At 39.1% G+C, this 19,681-nt stretch carries 17 protein-coding genes; 6 read left to right on the top strand and 11 right to left on the bottom strand.

The genetic code is table 11. The features are described from left to right. The 3 genes from EAL44_RS05695 to uvrB all read left to right on the top strand — a co-directional run. The coding region (locus EAL44_RS05695) for a PBECR3 domain-containing polyvalent protein (protein ID WP_121075695.1) at positions 1–2,171 on the top strand (2,171 nt) is incomplete at its 5' end. Between the two features lie 68 nt (positions 2,172–2,239). Further along, a complete protein-coding gene (locus EAL44_RS05690; RefSeq protein WP_121075692.1) occupies positions 2,240–2,986 on the top strand; it encodes an ATP synthase subunit B family protein in 747 nt (248 codons plus the stop codon). Between the two features lie 40 nt (positions 2,987–3,026). Continuing rightward, positions 3,027–5,003, top strand: a complete 1,977-nt coding sequence (gene uvrB, locus EAL44_RS05685; protein ID WP_121075698.1) for an excinuclease ABC subunit UvrB — start codon at positions 3,027–3,029, stop codon at positions 5,001–5,003. On the opposite strand, the gene EAL44_RS05680 is transcribed toward uvrB, so the two are convergent. From EAL44_RS05680 to EAL44_RS05655, 6 genes are all read right to left on the bottom strand, one after another. Next, positions 5,000–5,833, bottom strand: a complete 834-nt coding sequence (locus EAL44_RS05680; protein ID WP_121075689.1) for an outer membrane protein — start codon at positions 5,831–5,833, stop codon at positions 5,000–5,002. The two genes, uvrB and EAL44_RS05680, sit on opposite strands and share 4 nt — an antisense overlap. Before the next feature lie 64 nt (positions 5,834–5,897). Continuing rightward, the gene (gene purB, locus EAL44_RS05675; protein ID WP_121075686.1) at positions 5,898–7,220 is read right to left on the bottom strand and encodes an adenylosuccinate lyase; all 1,323 of its coding nucleotides are present in this window, start codon (positions 7,218–7,220) and stop codon (positions 5,898–5,900) included. A gap of 109 nt (positions 7,221–7,329) precedes the next feature. Next, complete coding sequence (locus EAL44_RS05670) at positions 7,330–8,274, bottom strand: thiamine pyrophosphate-dependent enzyme (protein ID WP_000238158.1); 945 nt, start codon at positions 8,272–8,274, stop codon at positions 7,330–7,332. 12 nt (positions 8,275–8,286) lie between these two features. Next, positions 8,287–9,510 carry a 2-oxoacid:ferredoxin oxidoreductase subunit alpha gene (locus EAL44_RS05665; protein WP_001129863.1) on the bottom strand — a complete coding sequence of 408 codons (1,224 nt, stop codon included), beginning with the start codon at positions 9,508–9,510 and terminating at the stop codon, positions 8,287–8,289. 9 nt (positions 9,511–9,519) lie between these two features. After that, positions 9,520–9,912 carry a 4Fe-4S dicluster-binding protein gene (locus EAL44_RS05660; protein ID WP_000656179.1) on the bottom strand — a complete coding sequence of 131 codons (393 nt, stop codon included), beginning with the start codon at positions 9,910–9,912 and terminating at the stop codon, positions 9,520–9,522. Between the two features lie 15 nt (positions 9,913–9,927). Then, positions 9,928–10,488, bottom strand: coding sequence for a pyruvate flavodoxin oxidoreductase subunit gamma (locus EAL44_RS05655; protein WP_000486467.1), 561 nt, complete (start codon positions 10,486–10,488; stop codon positions 9,928–9,930). A 286-nt stretch (positions 10,489–10,774) separates the two neighbouring features. Here EAL44_RS05655 and EAL44_RS05650 point away from each other — a divergent pair, with 286 nt between their 5' ends. Further along, complete coding sequence (locus tag EAL44_RS05650) at positions 10,775–11,437, top strand: outer membrane protein (protein WP_121075683.1); 663 nt, start codon at positions 10,775–10,777, stop codon at positions 11,435–11,437. Positions 11,438–11,443: 6 nt separating this feature from the next. On the opposite strand, the gene EAL44_RS05645 is transcribed toward EAL44_RS05650, so the two are convergent. After that, positions 11,444–12,751, bottom strand: coding sequence for a hypothetical protein (locus EAL44_RS05645; RefSeq protein ID WP_121075680.1), 1,308 nt, complete (start codon positions 12,749–12,751; stop codon positions 11,444–11,446). Positions 12,752–12,945: 194 nt separating this feature from the next. On the opposite strand from EAL44_RS05645, the gene EAL44_RS05640 reads away from it, so the two are divergent. Next, positions 12,946–14,142 carry a glycosyltransferase family 8 protein gene (locus EAL44_RS05640; RefSeq protein WP_121075677.1) on the top strand — a complete coding sequence of 399 codons (1,197 nt, stop codon included), beginning with the start codon at positions 12,946–12,948 and terminating at the stop codon, positions 14,140–14,142. A 145-nt stretch (positions 14,143–14,287) separates the two neighbouring features. Continuing rightward, the gene (locus EAL44_RS05635) at positions 14,288–15,454 is read left to right on the top strand and encodes a glycosyltransferase (RefSeq protein WP_121075674.1); all 1,167 of its coding nucleotides are present in this window, start codon (positions 14,288–14,290) and stop codon (positions 15,452–15,454) included. Positions 15,455–15,465: 11 nt separating this feature from the next. Here the strand turns inward: EAL44_RS05635 and EAL44_RS05630 are convergent, their stop codons facing one another. From EAL44_RS05630 to EAL44_RS05615, 4 genes are all read right to left on the bottom strand, one after another. Further along, positions 15,466–16,512, bottom strand: coding sequence for an NAD(P)-dependent alcohol dehydrogenase (locus EAL44_RS05630; protein ID WP_121075671.1), 1,047 nt, complete (start codon positions 16,510–16,512; stop codon positions 15,466–15,468). 169 nt (positions 16,513–16,681) lie between these two features. Then, entirely contained in the window at positions 16,682–17,692 is a 1,011-nt protein-coding gene (locus EAL44_RS05625; RefSeq protein ID WP_097702810.1) for a glucokinase, read from the bottom strand. Further along, a complete protein-coding gene (gene pgl / locus EAL44_RS05620; RefSeq protein WP_121075668.1) occupies positions 17,679–18,362 on the bottom strand; it encodes a 6-phosphogluconolactonase in 684 nt (227 codons plus the stop codon). The genes EAL44_RS05625 and pgl overlap by 14 nt, the downstream gene beginning before the upstream one ends. A gap of 9 nt (positions 18,363–18,371) precedes the next feature. Beyond that, positions 18,372–19,649, bottom strand: a complete 1,278-nt coding sequence (locus tag EAL44_RS05615; protein ID WP_121075665.1) for a glucose-6-phosphate dehydrogenase — start codon at positions 19,647–19,649, stop codon at positions 18,372–18,374. Positions 19,650–19,681: the final 32 nt, after the last annotated feature.

The raw sequence follows: 19,681 nt of genomic DNA, 5'->3' as shown, positions 1-19,681 counted from the left end.
GAAACCATCCCCATGAACCTAATCCTACACAAAAAGATTTAACAGATCAAGAGGATTTATTAAAAACAAGCGAAAATTTAAACGAAACCACCAAAGAAGCTACAAAATTAAGCCCGCTTGAACAAGCAGAAGCTGAAAAATTAGCGAAATTAGAAAGCAAAGCCTTAGCGAGCGAACAAGAATTTTTAAAAGCTAAAGAGCAAGAAATAAAGCGCAAAGAAGCGTTAAAAAAGAAATTAGAACACGAGCGAGGGAACGCCGGCAACATTGAAAGCCAGACTAAAATAGAAGTAGGAGAGGATATACCCACAGAAATACAAGCACAGATCCCTAAAAGCCGAGTAAGGCTAAACGAACGAGAGATTTATGATCTAGATTATGCGATCGTTAAATCTAAAGACTTGAAGCCTAGTTTTACCACAGGCGGCACGCAAAAACGCACCGACATGAACGAAGAACAGATTAAAAGCATTGCGGAAAATTTTGATCCGAAAAAGATATTCGGTAGCGGAGGGTTTGAAGACTTGCCTATTATCCTACACGACGGCCAAGTGATCGCAGGAAACCACAGGATACAAGGCATGCTAAATTTCACGCCTAAAAGCCGTTATATTTACAACAAAGCGATCAAAGAATACTATCACATAGACTTACAACCGGACGAGCTGTTAGTGCGAGTGCCACATAAACGCCTAAACAACACCGAGATTAACAATTTAGCGGCTTCAAGCAATCAAGGACGCTTTAATAGTGAAAGCGATCATGCGATAGCGGTTTTAAGCCATTACGAAGCGAAATTAAAAGAATTAGACAACCAATTAGACGCTGATAGCATCTACTCATTAAAAAACATCGTCGCTAAAAATTTGAATTTTGACAAAGCCAATCATCCTAATGTAGGCGATAGTAATTTAGCGTTGCTTATGTATAACATGCCAAGGACCAAGACGCAAGGGATAGAATTACTTAACCGCTGGCAGAAAGCGTTTTCTAACGACATTAAAAGCTATGAAAAAGTAAAAAAAATGTTTGTAGATAACGCCGGCGGTTTTCACAATCTCATCCACGACATGAATTTTCCTAATGTAAGCCTAAACGCTTATTTAAGCGATATTATGGATCGCAGTTTTGCCAATTTAAAGAATTATCAAAGCACGAGTGAGAGCCTGAAAGATTTGAGCGAAAAATTCTATAAAACGAGTTCTTTAGACATGTTCGAGAAAAGCGATCAAGCGACTAGTGATATAAGCGAGATTTTAGGAGGTGCGATCGCAAGGTTTGCACGATTTGATGATCCGAGTAAAGCGTTATTTGAAGCCTTAAAGAGTGATAACATTAAAAAAGGTTTAAAAGAGTTTAAAATAGCAGATATTACAAAAGACATGTTTAATCCTAAAAGTAAGGAATTTAAGGACATTGATATTTACGATTTCACGCATTACCTTTTAATGGTGAATAGAGAGCCAAACGAAAATAATCCTACCTTAAACCGCTTGATACAAGCCGTTAAAGACATGCAAAAAGAAAGCGAGAAAGGGAGTAAAGAAGCTAGTAAAACGATCGCAGAAGAAACAGAGAAAAAGATTAAACGAGATTATAGCGATACCAATTTAAGTAATGATGAAATCAAAGCGTTATTAAATAACGCAAAAATCCCTACAAGCGGGAGAGATGCAGTTATTTTTGGCAAGAATAACCTAACGCCTGAAATTGTAGAATTTATACACAAAAATAACAAGAAAATGATTATAGAAAAAGCCTCTAACAAAGAAGTGGAACTTTTACAAAACGCTAACTTTAGACACCCTGAAGATGTTAGAGCGAGTTTAGAGCATGAAGCTATTACCCACATACTCAAAAGGCATGGCGTTAATTCGGTTAATGTTAGAAATGGAGAAATCCCTATTACTTACGAAGATATAGCGAATTATAGAGATATTGTTAATAACGCTGATGAAATTATTAGAGCCATAGGAAAAGGAAATAAAGAAAATATAACGGCGTTTAAACAAATCAATGGCTATGCGGTAGTGGTAGAGCAAGCGATCAATAAGAAAAATGAATTAATTTTAAAAACAATGTATAAGAACAATGGGAGTTATAAGAATAATGAAGCTTATAAAGAATTTTCAAGCACCGGACTCGATGCTAACGCAAAGGTTCAGCCATAGGTCGAGTTCCCATGGTGGTGCTAAAAAGAACAATACTTAAAAAACTTGAAAAAGTCAAGGATTAAAAAATGAATTATCCTAATCCACCAAGCCCAGAAATCACCACTAAAGAAAAACCAGCGTTTAAAGAAATCACAAGCGAGTTATTAAGAGAGCTTGAAAGCGCCTTAAATAACGCTACATTGTGGAAAGAGCAGGTCAATTTAAGCCTTAAAGGAGTGAAAAGGATTTTAGAAGTTATAACGGGCATGGATTTTTTTCAAAAAGCCAATGAAATTGATGAGAGATTGAGAGGGATCATTGAATGGTTAGAAAATTCAAGCCTTGAATTACAAACTAAAATACGAGAATATGAAAACTATTTCACTGATTTCAATGCGAGCATGCGATCTAACGAGCAAGAAGTAACCGCTATACTAAACGCTAACGCCGAAAACATCAAAAGCGAAGTTAAAAAGCTAGAAAATCAAATCATAGAAACCACGACAAGGCTTTTAACGAGCTATCAAATCTTTTTAAACCAAGCCAGAGATAACGCTAATCATCAAATCACAGAGAACAAGACCGCAAGCCTTGAAGCGCTAACGCAGGCTAAAACGAACGCCAACAACGAAATAAGCACGAGCAAAACGCAAGCACTAACTAACATTAACGAAGCCAAAGAAAGCGCTAACAACGAAATAAACACGAATAAAACGCAAGCGATAAACAACATCACGCAAGAAAAGCAACAAGCCACAAGCGAGATTACAGAAGCGAAAAACACGATCATTATCAAAACATTGATTTTTTTGAGATTGAATAAGGCGTGTTAAAAATCTACTATAATACCCCTAAAAAATGCGAGTTTTAAAGATGCCTTTATTTGATTTAAAAAGCCCTTATCCACCAGCAGGCGATCAGCCCCAAGCCATAGAAGCTTTAACAAAAAGCTTAAAAAATAACAACCATTATCAAACTTTAGTGGGGGTTACAGGGAGCGGTAAGACTTACACGATGGCCAATATCATCGCCAAAACCAATAAACCCACTTTGATCATGAGCCATAATAAGACCTTATGTGCACAGCTTTATAGCGAGTTTAAGGCGTTTTTCCCGCATAATAGGGTGGAGTATTTTATCTCCCACTTTGATTACTACCAGCCTGAAAGCTATATCCCTAGGAGGGATTTATTCATTGAAAAAGACAGCTCTATTAACGATGATTTGGAGCGTTTGAGATTGAGCGCGACCACCTCGCTTTTAGGTTATGATGATGTGATCGTGATAGCGAGCGTTTCGGCTAATTATGGTTTGGGTAACCCTGAAGAATATCTAAAAGTCATGGAAAAAATCAAAGTGGGCGAGAAGCGCGCTTACAAGAGCTTTTTATTAAAGCTAGTGGAAATGGGTTATAGCCGTAATGAAGTGGTGTTTGATAGGGGGAGTTTTAGAGCGACAGGGGAATGCGTGGATATTTTCCCCGCTTATAATGACGCTGAATTTATTAGGATTGAATTTTTTGGCGATGAGATAGAAAGGATTGCGGTCTTTGACGCTTTAGAAAGAAATGAAATCAAGCGCTTGGATTCTGTCATGCTTTATGCGGCCAGTCAGTTTGCTGTAGGGAGCGAGAGGTTGAATTTAGCCATTAAAAGCATTGAAGATGAACTCGCTCTAAGATTGAAATTTTTTAAAGAGCAGGATAAAATGCTTGAATACAACCGCCTCAAACAACGCACCGAGCATGATTTAGAAATGATTAGCGCGACCGGTGTGTGTAAGGGCATTGAAAATTACGCGCGCCATTTTACGGGTAAAGCCCCTAACGAAACGCCTTTTTGCTTGTTTGATTATTTGGGGATATTTGAGCGGGAGTTTTTAGTCATTGTAGATGAAAGCCATGTGAGTTTGCCGCAATTTGGGGGGATGTATGCAGGGGATATGAGCAGGAAAAGCGTTTTAGTGGAATATGGTTTTAGATTGCCTAGCGCTTTAGACAACCGCCCTTTAAAATTTGATGAATTTATCCATAAAAATTGCCAGTTCCTTTTTGTGTCCGCTACGCCCAATAAGCTAGAATTAGAGCTTTCCAAAAAGAATGTCGCTGAGCAAATCATTCGCCCTACAGGGCTTTTAGACCCTAAATTTGAAGTGCGAGACAGCGATAAGCAAGTCCAGGATTTATTTGATGAAATCAAGTTAGTGGTGGCCAGAGATGAAAGGGTGCTAATCACCACGCTCACTAAAAAAATGGCAGAAGAATTGTGCAAATATTATGCTGAATGGGGCTTGAAAGCGCGTTACATGCATAGTGAAATTGATGCGATTGAAAGAAATCACATCATCCGCTCTTTAAGGCTTAAAGAATTTGACATTTTAATAGGGATCAATCTTTTAAGAGAGGGGCTGGATTTGCCTGAAGTCTCTTTAGTAGCAATCATGGATGCGGATAAAGAAGGGTTTTTAAGGAGCGAAACAAGCCTCATTCAAACCATGGGGCGAGCCGCTAGAAACGCTAACGGCAAGGTTTTATTATACGCTAAAAAGATCACTCAAAGCATGCAAAAAGCCTTTGAGATCACGAGTTATAGGCGTGCCAAACAAGAAGAGTTCAATAAAATCCATAACATCACCCCCAAAACCGTTACTCGCGCTTTAGAAGAGGAATTGAAATTAAGAGACGATGAGATTAGAATCGCTAAAGCCTTAAAAAAGGACAAAATGCCTAAAAGCGAAAGGGAAAAAATCATTAAAGAATTGGATAAAAAAATGCGAGAATGCGCGAAAAATTTGGATTTTGAAGAAGCGATGCGTTTGAGAGATGAAATCGCTCAATTAAGAACGCTTTAAAAACTATAAGTGTAGTTGAAATAGACCGAGTAATTGCGCCTGAAATCAACTTGATACAACAAGCTGTTGATCCCGTATTCTAAAAATCGTAAAACTTTGAGAACATCTTCACTACTATTGCTAATATTATTCATAGAATAATAATGGTTAAAATAATAAGTGGGGATTTTAATCCCAAAGCCAAACTGGTTGCGTTTATTCCCTAAACGAACCCCTAAATCCACTAAAAACTGGAAGCCATTTGGATCCACTTTCCCGCCAAAAGTATTTTGAAGAAGCGCTTGATACAATAATGCATCACTCACTTTGTCATACACCCCAGCAAATGCGATCCCCAGATTGAACCCGGCAAAAAACTTATCCCCATTATAAGCGTTAAGCAACAAATCCATATAAGTGCCGTAAGTGGAAATGATAATAGACTGCGATTCTTTTTGGCCATAAAGAGAAGCGCTCAAGTCATAAAACAGCCCCCACCTGAAGCCAAACCACTTCGTTTCTTCATGCTTACCCACCCATTTATAGCCCACTTGGACGCCAAGACCATTAGACACATACGAATTTTTAAAAACAGGACTTAAACTATCGCTAAAAATGATCTGACTCTTATTGAATTGTTGGGATAGATTCAAGTTGCTAGAGTTGTGCTGAATGCTCCCTAATTGATACCCAAGCCCCAAATAAAACGCCGATTGATCCGCATAGCGTTTGATAGATGAAACCACCTTTTTATTGCCAAAAATATAATCCCCTTTAGTCAAAACATCTTTAAAACTATCCGCATGCAAAGCATAAGAAAGCCCTAAAATTAAATATAACGCTCGTTTCAAAAAACCCCTTAAAACTTCAATTTTTACCGCTTATTTTATAGTTTTGCTTTTGTAAAAACGCGCCTTATTCAAACACCCTTTTAAAAATCGCTCCCACGTTTTTAGTGTAATAGCTGTAATCAAAACATGCTTTGATTTCGTCCTCGCTCAAATATTTTTTCAAGCGTTCATCGTTGAGTAGGGCGTTTAAAAACAAATTTCCATCAACGTTTTTAAAAGCGCCTTGTTGCAAAATCTCCCATATTTTCATCGCATTTTCTTGCACGATTTTATAGCTTTCTTCTCGGCTCAAGCCTTTTTTAGGCAATTCCAATAACACCCGTTGCGAAAAGACTAGCCCCCCGCTCAAGGCTAAATTTTTAAGCATGTTTTTAGGATAAACCACCAGATTTTCAACCACGCCATTTATGCGGCTGAGCATGAAATCGCTAGTGATAAACAGATCGGGCAAGGCAAAACGCTCCACAGAGCTATGGCTCATGTCCCTTTCATGCCATAAGGCGACATTTTCTAACATAGGGGTAACAAAAGAGCGGATCACCCTGCAAAGCCCGGTGATATTCTCGCTCAATATGGGGTTTCTTTTGTGAGGCATCGCAGAGCTCCCTTTTTGCCCTGTTGAAAAAGCTTCTTCCACTTCATAGACTTCACTGCGCTGCAAATGGCGGATATTGACAGCGATTTTTTCACAACTGCTCGCTAAAAGGGCCAGATCGCATGCAAGCCTAGCGTAGCGGTCTCTTTGAATGACTTGATTGCTGATATTGGCGGTTTTTAAGCCTAAAAAGTTGCACGCTAATTCTTCTAATTCTAAAGGGGCGTGCACGAAATTCCCCATAGCCCCACTGATCGCTCCCACGCTGATAAATTCCATCGTTAGATCCAAGGCTTTTAAATGCCGTTTGATTTCATCAGCAAAAAGGGCTAACACTAAACCAAAAGTAATGGGTTCGCCAAACACCCCATGGCTTCTGCCTACCATTAGCGTGTCTTTATGTTCTAAAGCCCTGTTTTTAAGGGTTTCATAGAGATTTTTAACGCCTTTTTGAATGAGTTTTAAGCTTTTGGTCATCAATAACGCCATAGCCGTATCAATGCAATCGCTAGAAGTGATCCCATAATGAAAAAAGCGGGACTCTTCGCCCAAGCTTTCAGCCACGCAAGTAGTGAAAGCGATTAAATCATGCTTAGTGTTTTTTTCAATTTCTTTGATGCGCTCAAGGTTGAATGCCGCTTTTGAGCAGATTTTTTCACAATCGCTATCCTGGATTTGCCCAAGCTTATTCCACGCTCTAACGACAGCTTTTTCCACTTCTAAATAGGTTTCAAACTTGGTTTGCTCATTCCATAGGGCTTTCATTTCTTCATTCGCATAGCGTTCTAACACCGACAATCCTTAAAATCAAAATGGGATTTATGTTACTTTAAAGGGGTTTAAAAAGTCAAGGGGTAAAATCGCACAAGGCGCAAAAAAGTGCCTTGATTTAATGGAAGGGTTATACTTTAGCTTCTTCTCTGCGTTGCAAGTATTCCCAACGCTCATTCACATCTTTTTGCAATTCTTCAATGATGTGTTCGTTTTCTTTTTTGAAAAGGTGTTTGAAGCGCTTTTGAGCCGCTAAATAATCCCTTACAGGAATGATATTTCTTGGGCGGTAAGTGATTTTCAATTCCCTGCCATTAAAGATTTCAAATAAGGGGAACATCAAGCTATCCACAGCCATATCCGCTAATTCAATGGTTTTATTGGATTCAAATTTCCATTCAGTCGTGCATGGGCTAAGAGCGTTGATGAAGCAAGGCCCTTCAGTGTCTAGCGCGGTTTTAATCTTCTTGTTCATGTCTTTCCATTTGTTAGGCGAGAGTTGCGCCACATAAGGGACCCCATGGCTTGCCATGATATTGACGATGTCTTTTTTCTTTTCTTTTTTACCAAAGCTAACCGATCCCGCTGGCGTGGTAGAAGTGCTAGCCCCTAACGGTGTAGAGCCGCTTCTTTGACCGCCGGTATTGGCGTAGTTTTCATTGTCTAGGCAAATGTAAGTCATGTCATGCCCTCTTTCCATGCAACCGCTGATGAATTGAAGGCCAATATCATAACTAGCCCCATCGCCTCCAAACGCCACAAATTTTGGTTTTTGACCTTGATAGCGGCCCTTATTCACTAGCGCTTTATACATCGCTTCCACCCCTGAAATCGCTGTAGAGCCATTTTCAAAACCAATATGGATCCAAGGCACATCCCATGAAGTGTGAGGATACACCGCCGAGCATACCTCTAAACAACCGGTAGAATTGCCTAAAACAATAGGCCCATCTACAGCGTTTAAAACTTCGCGCACAATAATGCCATGCCCACAACCCGGGCAAAGTAAGTGTGAGCCTTGGAATTTTTCAGCGCTTTGGCTAAAACCTTTGAGTGTTTTGACTTCTTTTACCATGATATTTCCTTTTTAAAAAAAGCTCATTTTAGGACCGCGCAAACCTACGAATTGTTGGGTAGGGTGTGTGAGCGTGCCTTTAAGAGCGTCTTCATTGATTTCTTCAAAAATTTCGCATAAATGCGCGATCGTCATATCCCTTTCGCCTAAACCATAAATGTAGTTAGACACCACAGGGTGTTTAGTCCCTTGCGTTTGATACACCGCACTCGTTACTTCATTAAACATCGCCCCCATAGCACCCGCTGGAGAGCTTTTATCCAAAATCGCTAGAGCCTTAAGATTTTTCAAATCCTGCCCCAATCTTTCATAAGGGAAAGGGCGCAGAGAATGGATGGTAGCCACGCCGGCCTTAATGCCTTTTTTACGCATTTCTTTGGCTGCTACGATGGCGGATTCATAAGTAGTGCCTAACGCAAAAATAGCGATTTCAGCGTCTTCTAGCTGGAAAGTTTTAGTCAAATGGTATTGCCTGCCTGTGAGTTTAGCGAAATCATTAAACACTTCTTCAATCACAGAAGACGCGCTCATGATCGCATGGTGGAGTTGGGCTTTATGCTCATAATGCCATTCTTCTTCAGCTTGCGCACCATAGCTTACCGGTTTATCAAAATCCAAAAGGGAATGCTTGGTTTGGTATTCGCCTACGAATTGATAAGCCACTGCATCGCTCAAAGGGCGGACATTTTGCACGGTGTGCGAGCATAAAAACCCGTCTTGATTGACAATAGTAGGCACGCGCACCTTTTGATGCTCTGCGATTCTAAACGCCATTAAAGTGAAATCGTAAGCTTCTTGAGGGTTGCATGTGCATAAACTGATCCAGCCTGAATCCCTGCTTAAATACATATCAGAATGATCGCCATGGATATTCAAAGGGGCTGCTAGAGCGCGATTGACTAAATTCAAAACAATAGGCAAACGCATGCCAGAAGCCTGGTATAAAACCTCTACCATTAGCGCCAAACCTTGAGAGCTAGTCGCAGTGCTGACTCTCCCACCAGCAGCTGCAGCTCCCACGCATGCGCTCATGGCGGCATGCTCAGATTCCACTAAAACGAATTCGCCATCAACATAGCCATTATCCTTAAACGAGCCATAATTCTGCACAATGGGCGTTGATGGGGTGATAGGATAGGCTGCGATGACATCAATTTGAGCCTGTCTTAAAGCGTTAGAACTAGCGGTGTTGCCATCCCACACTTCTATCTCTTGTAATTCAATACTTTTTGCCATATTTTTTCCTTATGATTTTTTCTTTTCTTGTTTTTGCGGCCATTGAGTGAGAGCGGTGGCAGGCTCAATTTGTTCTTCAAACATCCATAGGGATTTAGGGTTAGTGGGGCAGACATCCACGCACACGCCACAGCCCTTACAATGAGAATAATCCACGCCTTTTAATTTGCCCTCTCTTGAAAGAATGGCAGCGTCTGGGCAATAAACCCAACAATTAAAGCAATTGATACAAATAGTATTGTTATGCACAGGTTTAGCCACGCGCCAATGAGCCACTGAAGTGGTGAAGTAACTCTGTTCGGTATAATGGCGCTCATCATTGTGTTTTTCCATTTCGCTTTGCGCGTTCTTTTCAAAAGGGAAGAGCACCGCTCCCATTTCAAATTCATTCCAATCTTTCATCTTTAATCCTTAATGTTATTGAACTTCTTCATAAGCTCTTTGGATAGCGAGCATGTTAGCGTCAATGACTTCTTGCGTGAGTTTTTTGCCTAAAACTTTCTTAAAAGCTTCTTTAAAAGCCCCGATTTCAAGCATGCCAGACACTTTCATTAAAGCCCCTAGCATGGGCGTGTTGGGGATAGGGCGTTTTAGGGTTTCCATAGAGATTTTTAAACAATCCACTAAAAACACCTTACGGGTTTTTAATTCAGGTTTTTTTTCAAACAATTCTTCTTTGTTAAGGTAGCTGGTGATGATATAAGTCGTGTCTTCTTTTTCATTAGCGAAAATGTTTTCAATGAAAACCAAACCGGGATCAATCACTAGCACATAATCAGGCTGCATGAAGCGTTCATGGTTTAAAATGGGTTCATCATCAACGCGGTTATAAGCCATCATAGCAGCCCCCCTTTTAGCTGAACCATAGGAAGCGAACGCTTGCACTTCTTTGCCTGTTTTTGAAATCACATCAGCCAACCCTTTAGCGCCGGTGATAGCACCTTGACCAGCTCGCGCATGCCATCTAATTTGAAACATGGTAATATGTCTCCTTAATATCGTATAAAATAAATTGAATTCAGCCCAAAATTATACAAGAAAAACTATTAATGTGTCTTATAACAATATCTTTTTAGGAATTTTTATAGGAAAATGGGGGCATACCTACAAGAATTATGGCTATTTTATGGCTATTTATTCTAAAAAATAGGCGTTCTTAATCAAAACCACTAATATTTATTTTAAACTTTGTTATTATTAGGGCGTGATTTGATCTTAGTCTATTAGGGCAAGTGTGGGGCAGGATAACAAAAGGAATTGGGTTATGGATAAAACAATGGTTAAAATATTGATGGGCATGGCGTTATTATCATCGCTTCAAGCCGCAGAGGCAGAGCTTGATGAAAAATCAAAAAAACCTAAATTTGCGGACAGGAATACCTTTTATTTAGGGGTTGGGTATCAGCTTAGCGCGATCAACACATCTTTTAGCACCGAGTCTGTAAATAAATCGTATTTCATGACCGGCAATGGCTTTGGTGTGGTGTTAGGGGGGAAATTTGTGGCTAAAACGCAAGCTGTAGAGCATGTGGGTTTTCGTTACGGGTTGTTTTATGATCAGACTTTTTCTTCTCACAAATCCTATATTTCTACCTATGGTTTAGAATTGAGCGGTTTGTGGGACGCTTTCAATTCGCCAAAGATGTTTTTAGGGTTGGAGTTTGGCTTAGGCATTGCTGGGGCGACTTACATGCCAGGAGAGGCTATGCATGGGATTATCGCTCAATATTTAGGTAAAGAAAATTCGCTTTTCCAATTGCTTGTGAAAGTGGGTTTTCGTTTTGGCTTTTTCCATAATGAAATCACTTTCGGGTTGAAATTCCCTGTCATTCCTAACAAAAAAACGGAAATCATTGATGGCTTGAGCGCGACCGCTTTATGGCAACGCTTGCCGGTAGCCTATTTCAATTATATCTATAATTTTTAGATATAGTTATTTAGAGGTTTTAGATTTGACAAAATCAATCAACTCTCGTGTGTCTATGGTTAGGGTTAAGAATTGCTGATAAGTAGTGATCCACTTGCCCCCTTTCCCATACAAATGATACCCATCGCCCCCACCTAAAAAGTTAAAAAACGCATCCGCTCGCACGCTTATCCATTTATTTTTATAGACATAATAAAGCCCTATCATGTCAAAATTAGGGGCTCTATACCATGGCAATCCGGTATAAAGGGATTGGCCATAAGTGGCGTAAAAGTGCATTTGGGGTTTGTTGGAAAAATAATATCTGTTAAAAATCCCAAAGCCTTTGTATTGCGCTTGAGCGTAAAATTCCCCCCCAAAGCTGTTGTAAAATTGAGCGTTTTTGCACTCGCTAGCATAACGCACGCAATAATGGGTTTGAGACGACTGCGTGCCAAAAGTCATAAAAATATTATCCATATAAGGCATGAGGTTTTTAAAATCCGCTTTTAAATAAGCATGGTAATAAACCCTGTCTAAAATGGTAGGGTTAGAGTATTTCCCTATTTCTCCGCCTTGTGGGTTATTTTTTTGACTGAAATAGGGGTAGCCATTAGGCCATTGCGGGGTTGTATCGCCTGGTTTTAAGTAAGAATTACCGCCGTAAGGGTAATTATCTCCCATGCTATGATGGCTGGCGTTATGAAAAATAACAAGCTGTCCCCCCAAACCTAAATACCCTTTAAGAAACTGAAATTCTGAAGAAACAAAATACAAGAATTGATCAAAATCGTAATTTTTCTTTTTGGGCTGGTTGTTCCAATTACGCCCCCCATACCAATCCACAACGCCCTCAAACCACCCATTCCACCAGCGGTTAGGATCATAAGCCGGTTTGAACTGAAACGCTCCTCCCCTAAAAGTAGGGTCTATAAACCAAAAAAGTTTTTTAAAAGCGCTTAAAGGGTAATGCCCTATTTGATAGCTTCGAGGCACAATGCCTAAAAAAAATCTCAAATTTTTCCCTATGTATTGGTAATACATAATAACCCCCCACGAATAAGGGAAATAGCTATAATGCGTGTGTAAATTTTGAATGAACCACGCCCCAAACATCAAGGCCTGTCTTTTGTCCAATTGGACGCCAATTTGAGGCATGAGACGGACTTGCATTTTGGTTAGGCTATTCCAATAGGGGTTGTTATTTGGGGCCACTAAATTGAAATTAAAGCTCATAAACTTCAAATCATAGACAAAACTAGCCGCTTTTATTAAAGGTGGTATTAAAAAACCTGAAAACAACAACGCATAAAGAGATTTTTTTAAGAAAATCAAATCAGAATACAGCCCCTTTCATCATCTTTTAAAATTGCAGCATTTAAAATGGCGGCACTTAAAAACAAAGTGCGATTTTAAATTAATTTGCTTTAAAAACAGCATAAAAACCAAAAACAGAACCCTTTCAAGTTCGGTTTTTTTTTTTTTTTTTTTGGATAAAATAGCCATTAAAAAAGGGTGTTTCATTTTTTATGACTTCAGCTTCAAACCATTCTTTCAAAGAACAAGATTTTCATATTCCTATTGCTTTCGCTTTTGATAAGAATTACCTTATTCCTGCAGGCACATGCATTTATTCCTTGCTAGAAAGCATCGCTAAGGCTAATAAAAAAATCCGTTACACCCTACACGCTTTAGTGGTAGGCTTGAATGAAGAAGATAAAGCAAAGCTTAACCAAATCACAGAGCCTTTTAAAGAATTTGTCGCTTTGGAAGTGAGAGATATTGAGCCTTTTTTAGACGCTATCCCTAACCCTTTTGATGAGGATTTCACCAAGCGTTTTTCTAAAATGGTGTTAGTGAAGTATTTTTTGGCGGATTTATTCCCTGAATATTCTAAAATGGTGTGGAGCGATGTGGACGTTATCTTTTGTAAAGAATTTAGCGCTGATTTTTTAAACATTAAAGAAGATGATGAGAATTATTTTCATGGGGTTTTGGAAGTTGAAAAGCACCACATGATGGAAGGGTTTTTGTTTTGTAATTTAGATTACCAACGCAAGAAAAATTTCACCTTAAGAATGCATGATCTTTTAAAGGGGAATGAGGCTAAAGGGGAGTTGGATTTCACGAAATGGTGTTGGCCTAACATGAAAGCTTTAGGGATTGAATATTGCGTTTTCCCTTATTATTACACCATTAAAGATTTTTCTAACGCGTATTTAAACGAGAATTACAAGAAAACCATTTTAGAGGCACGAGAAAACCCTACCATTATCCACTATGACGCTTGGTGGGGGGCGGTGAAGCCTTGGGACTATCCTTTTGGTTTAAAAGCGGATTTATGGCTGAACGCTTTGGCTAAAACCCCATTTATGAGCGATTACACTAAAAAAATGCACACCAATGAGAGCTTTTATACCACAAAAATGGCTGAGCAGCATTATTTTTCTTCAGTAAAGTCTTCAAAAGAAATTGTTTTTAAGACTCCGTATTTGTTTTTCAAATCGTATTTGTTTGTTGTGTTTAAAGAAAGGAAAATCCATTCAAGAGTTTTTGAATTAACTTGTAATTTAGTGAAAAAAATTTTCAATAAGCTTATTTATTTTGGGTTTTTGATGCCTAAAGCGTTAGCTAAAAGGGTGGTTAGTAAGATCCTTAGAGTTTTAGGGCTTCATGGGATTGTTAAAAAAATCCTAATCCAACTCAAGCTTTTAAGAAAGGGCTAGAGTAAAGGGGTTAAAACCTTTCTCTAAATTAATTTGCTTTAATTAATTTGCTTTAAAAACAGCATAAAAACCAAAAACAGAACCCTTTCAAGTTCGGTTTTTTTTTTGGATAAAATAGCCATTAAAAAAGGGTGTTTCATTTTTTATGACTTCAGCTTCAAACCATTCTTTAAAAGAACAAGATTTTCATATTCCTATCGCTTTTGCTTTTGATAAGAATTACCTCATTCCTGCGGGCGCGTGTCTTTATTCCTTGCTAGAAAGCATCGCTAAAGCCAATAAAAAAATCCGTTACACCCTACACGCTTTAGTGGTAGGCTTGAATGAAGAAGATAAAGCAAAGCTTAACCAAATCACAGAGCCTTTTAAAGAATTTGTCGCTTTGGAAGTGAGAGATATTGAGCCTTTTTTAGACGCTATCCCTAACCCTTTTGATGAGGATTTCACCAAGCGTTTTTCTAAAATGGTGTTAGTGAAGTATTTTTTGGCGGATTTATTCCCCAAATATTCTAAAATGGTGTGGAGCGATGTGGATGTTATCTTTTGCAATGAATTTAGCGCTGATTTCTTAAACATTAAAGAAAATGATGAGAATTATTTTTATGGGGTTTATGACAAAATATACCCGTATGAAGGCTTTTTTTATTGCAACTTAACTTACCAGCGAAAAAATCAATTTTGTAAAAAAATATTAGAAATCATACGCGCGCAAAAAATAGATAAAGAACCGCAATTGACAGAATTTTGTCGTTCAAGGATCGCGCCATTAAAAATAGAGTATTGCATTTTCCCACACTATTATAGTCTTTCTGAAGAACATTTAAAGGGCGTGGCCAATGCAATTTATCATAACACCATTAAACAAGCCCTAAGAGAACCTATCGTTATACAATATGACTCTCATCCTTATTTTCAAATCAAACCTTGGACATATCCTTTTGGTTTGAAAGCGGATTTATGGCTGAACGCTTTGGCTAAAACCCCATTTATGAGCGATTGGTCTTATTTGATCACAGGGGGTGGGGAGATAGGTGGAGAAAAATGGCACCACTACCACAGCATTGCCGCTTATCATTACTACTTTCCTTTATGGAAAGCAGAAGAACAGATTGCCCATGACGCTTTTAAGACGTTTTTAAAACATTATCTTTTACACATTCATGAGATTCCTAAAAACGCAAAACGGAGACTATTTAAATATTGCATTTCAATACCAATCAAGAGCCTTATTAGTAAAACCCTTAAAATCCTAAAACTCCATGCATTAGCAAAAAATACCCTAATCAAACTCAAGCTCTTAAAAAAGAGCTAGAGTCAAAGCCTTTAATCAAACGATTTCTTCATGTCAATCACATAACGGAATTTCGCTTTCCCATGGGTTAAGTTATGATAAGCGGTGTCAATATCCTTGCCTAAAATCAAATCCACTTCAGGATAAATATTGTGTTTGATAGAAAAATCCATCATCTCTTGGGTTTCTTTAATACCCCCAATCAATGAGCCATAAACCTTACGATTTCCCAAATGGATAAATTCAAAAACATTGAGTGCTGGAGCAACTTCTACAGGAGGGAGCCCTACAAGGGCTAATTCGCCACTATAAGTTAAGAGCTTGAGATAGTCTTTTAAATCGTAATGGGTAGGAATGGTTGAAATGATAAAATCCAATTCTTCTTTGCATTGTTTGGGGTCTGTGTAGAAATGTTTAACCCCCATGCTCAAAGCGTCTTGCTTTTTGTGTTCGTTTCTTGCAAAAACGCTCACTTCAGCCCCCATAGCCACAGCGTATTTAACCGCCATGCTTCCTAGCCCGCCAAACCCAGCGACGCCAACTTTTGTGCCTTTAGTAACCTTAGAAAATTTTAAGGGCGAATAAGTGGTGATGCCCGCACAAAGCAAGGGGGCTACTTTTTCTAAAGGAGCGTTTTTATCCACGCTAATCACATAGTTTTCATCCACTACAATATTATTAGAGTATCCGCCCATGTGGGGTTCGTTGCCATGGAAAGAATCCAAACAATCGTAAGTGAATACCACTTTGGTGCAAAATTGCTCTTGGTGTTCTTTGCAGGGCTTACACGCTTTGCATGAATTGACAAAACAGCCCACGCCCACCACATCGCCAACCTTAAATTTCTTAACTTCCTTACCCACTTCTTTGATGACCCCAGCAATTTCATGCCCAGGAACCATAGGGTAAATGCCTTCTTTCCATTCGCTATAAGCGCTATGAATATCGCTATGGCAAATCCCTGCATAAAGAATGTCAATCAGCACATCTTTAGGGCCTACAGCATGGCGACTAAAATCATGGGGCTTGAAACGCCCGTCCTTAGAAAAAATAGCAAAACCTTTAGATGGAACTCTCATTAAAACTCCTTGTTTCATTAAAATACCGCTATTGTATCGTTTTTATGGTTTGCTTATGTTTCTATAGGTTTAACTGATTTTATAGCTGTTGGTTATATGGTAGCGTTGTTTGGCGCGTTTAAACGCACCCCTTGCACTAATCGCTTTTATCTTAAAGCGCTACTATTTGCTAAATTTTATCATGCAGTAAATAATTCTCTAACGCAATGCCTGCCCCATCAAGTCCGGGAGTTTTTTTCATCACGACATGCACAGGGATAGAAGCGAGAAACGCTCCCATGCGCCCTTTCGTTTCAAAGCGTGCTCTAAAGGGCGAAGTTTTAAAATAATCAATGAATCGTGGGATAATCCCCCCACACAAATACACGCCCCCCCTAGCCCCCAAAGTGAGAGCCACATCAGCAGCGAGCGTGCCTAGCATGGAGCAAAAAGTGTCCAAGGTCAATCGGCATATAGGGTAATCCCCGTTCAAAGCGCGTTCGCTAATGATTTGTGGGGTCAATTCAGCCTTGCTTAACTTCGCCACTTTTTCTAAGCCTTTGCGTTTAGACAGGGCTTCATAAATCAACACCAGACCGCTCCCGCTCAAAAACCTTTCCGCGCTCACATGATTGAATTTAGAGCGGGCGTATTGCCACACTAAAATTTCTAGATCATCAAAAGGGGCAAAGCTCACATGCCCTCCTTCACCGGGCAAGACTTTTAAAGAGCCATCGCTATTTTGAATAAGAGTGCTTACCCCAAGCCCGGTTCCTGGTCCTAAAATCGCTTTAGGAGCGTTGATTTCGCACTTAATCCCGCCTATTTGAGCTAGATCGTTTTCTTGCATCGCGCTAATGGCATAGGCTTGCGCGACAAAATCATTGATGACAAGCAGTTTTTTTAAATTCAAACATTGCCGTGTCGTTTCAATAGAAAAAGTCCAGTGGTTGTTTGTCATTTGGACAAAATCCCCCATAATGGGCGTAGCCACAGCAAAAGAGCCATAAATAGGGTGCAGTTTAAGGCTTTCTTTGCATTTAGAAAGGTAAAACCGCACCGCATCGCTCAAGCTCTCAAAATCTTCGCACCGCAAGACTTCAATGCATTCAATCTGTCGTGGGGCGACTTCCAAACCAAAGCGCGCGTTCGTGCCGCCAATATCGGCTAAGAGTCTTGGGTAAGTTTCAGTTTTTGGCATAAAACACCTCCGTGGTAACTTTTTGAGAATGTAAAATCCGAGCAATCGGCAGAGAATAGGGGGCGTTTTCTTTTAAAGCTTTTTCTAAAACCTCCCTTTTTTCTACCCCACTAATGCTTAAGAAAAGTTTTTCGCAATTTTCTAAGGCGTTAACAGACATGCTCAAGCGCTCATAAGGAGCGTTAATTGGCTTAGTCAAAACGATATTTTCTTTTTCTTCGTTTAAAAAAGCGCTCGTTTCAGGAAAAAGGCTAGCCGTATGCCCATCAGTCCCCATGCCCAAAATGGCTAAATGGGGCTGTTTGAAATGCTGGTTAGCAAAATTTAAAAGCGCGTTTGTATCGCTAGAAATCTTTTTAGGCAAAAGCGGAATGAAAGAAGCTTTTAAGGCGTTATTTTGCAACAAATAATCGTGTAATAATTTGGTGTTGCTATCCTTGTGGCTTGTGTCTATAATGCGTTCATCTACTAAACTGACTAAACACTCATGCCATTTGAGATCTAAAACGCTCAATTTTTGCAACAAGCTAATGGGCGAACGGCCCCCAGAAAAAGCGATAGAAACTTGATGATGCTTCTTTAAAGCGGCGTTAAAAAATTCTTTAAAACGATCTGTTAAAGCCTTGTGGCAATCTTCTAAATTTTCAAATTCAAACAATTGATAACCCATGAAATCCCTTTATTGATAGAGTGGTTTTAAAAATTCTGATTCGTTGAGATTATGGCTTTCATAGGAATGTAAGGGCGTGGCGTTATTGATAAAACCCTCTATGAGCGTGTCAATAAACACCCATGACGCTTCTAATTCCAATTGGTGGGCGAAATTATTGTGGTTATTTTGTATCGCATCATAGAGCAATTTAGCGTAGGGCTGTAAAAATTCTTGTTGGTTATGGGTTTCTAAAATAAGGGGGTTTTGATTGTCTTTTAGAGTGAGAGTGATTTTATCTTGTGAAAGGAAAAATTCTAGCGTATTGACTGCGTTAAAATGGATTTTCACGCTCGCTTGGTTGCGGGGCATTTTTTTAGCGTGCTTAATATAGAAAGGCACTCCTTTAAATTTAGGCGTATCCAAAAAGGCTTTAATAGCGACAAAAGTTTCTGTCTGGCTTTCTTTATTAACCTTATTTTCATCTCTATAGCCTTGATACTGGGCCCGAATAACCTGTTTTTTAAAATCTTTAGGGGGTTGTAAGGTTTTTAAAACTTTGATTTTTTCTTTCCTTAAGTCTTTTAAATCGTTGGGTAAATCTGTAGCGATAAGGGATAAAACTTGCAAGAGATGGTTTTGAACCATATCCCTTAAAGCCCCGATTTTATCGTAAAATTCGCCCCTTTCTTCCACCCCCAAAGTCTCATACACGCAGATTTCAACCGCGCTGATTTGATCCCATAAAATGTTTAAGATAGGGTTATTTAGGCGCAATTCAAGGATATTTTGAACGCCCTTTTTCCCTAAATAATGATCGATTCTAAAAATTTGCTCTTCTTTAAAAAAAGCGCTAATGCTTTGGAAAATTTCTTGACAAGTCTTTAAATCATGCCCTAAAGGCTTTTCTAAAATCAAGCGCGTATTAGCATGGTTGAGCGCGTTTTGGGCCAAATTTTGAGCGGTCGTTGCAAAAAAACTAGGCGAGATAGAAAAGTAGAAAATTAAGGGCTTGTTGTTTGTAGCGATTTTACTCAATTCTCCAAAGTCTTTAGGGTTATCCAAACGGACGCGCAAATAACTGATATGGGCTAAAAATTCCTCACCCTTTTCTCTTGAATGCAGTTGTGTTTTTTCACAAAGAAGCGCTAAAAACTCTTCATTGGATAGCTCCTTACGCCCCGATGCGATAATTCTAGAATCTTTTTTAAAACCATAATGACTATAAATTTCATAAAGCGAAACAAAGAGCTTTCGCATGGCCAAATCCCCAGTCGCGCCAAAAAGAACCAAATCAAAATCCAACATCAATAACCCTTTTAGAGTGTTTTTAAGTTATT

The organism is Helicobacter pylori, from assembly GCF_003637685.1.
In the GTDB taxonomy this organism is placed as follows: domain Bacteria; phylum Campylobacterota; class Campylobacteria; order Campylobacterales; family Helicobacteraceae; genus Helicobacter; species Helicobacter pylori_CJ.
This window is presented reverse-complemented; position numbering and strand designations above follow the sequence as displayed.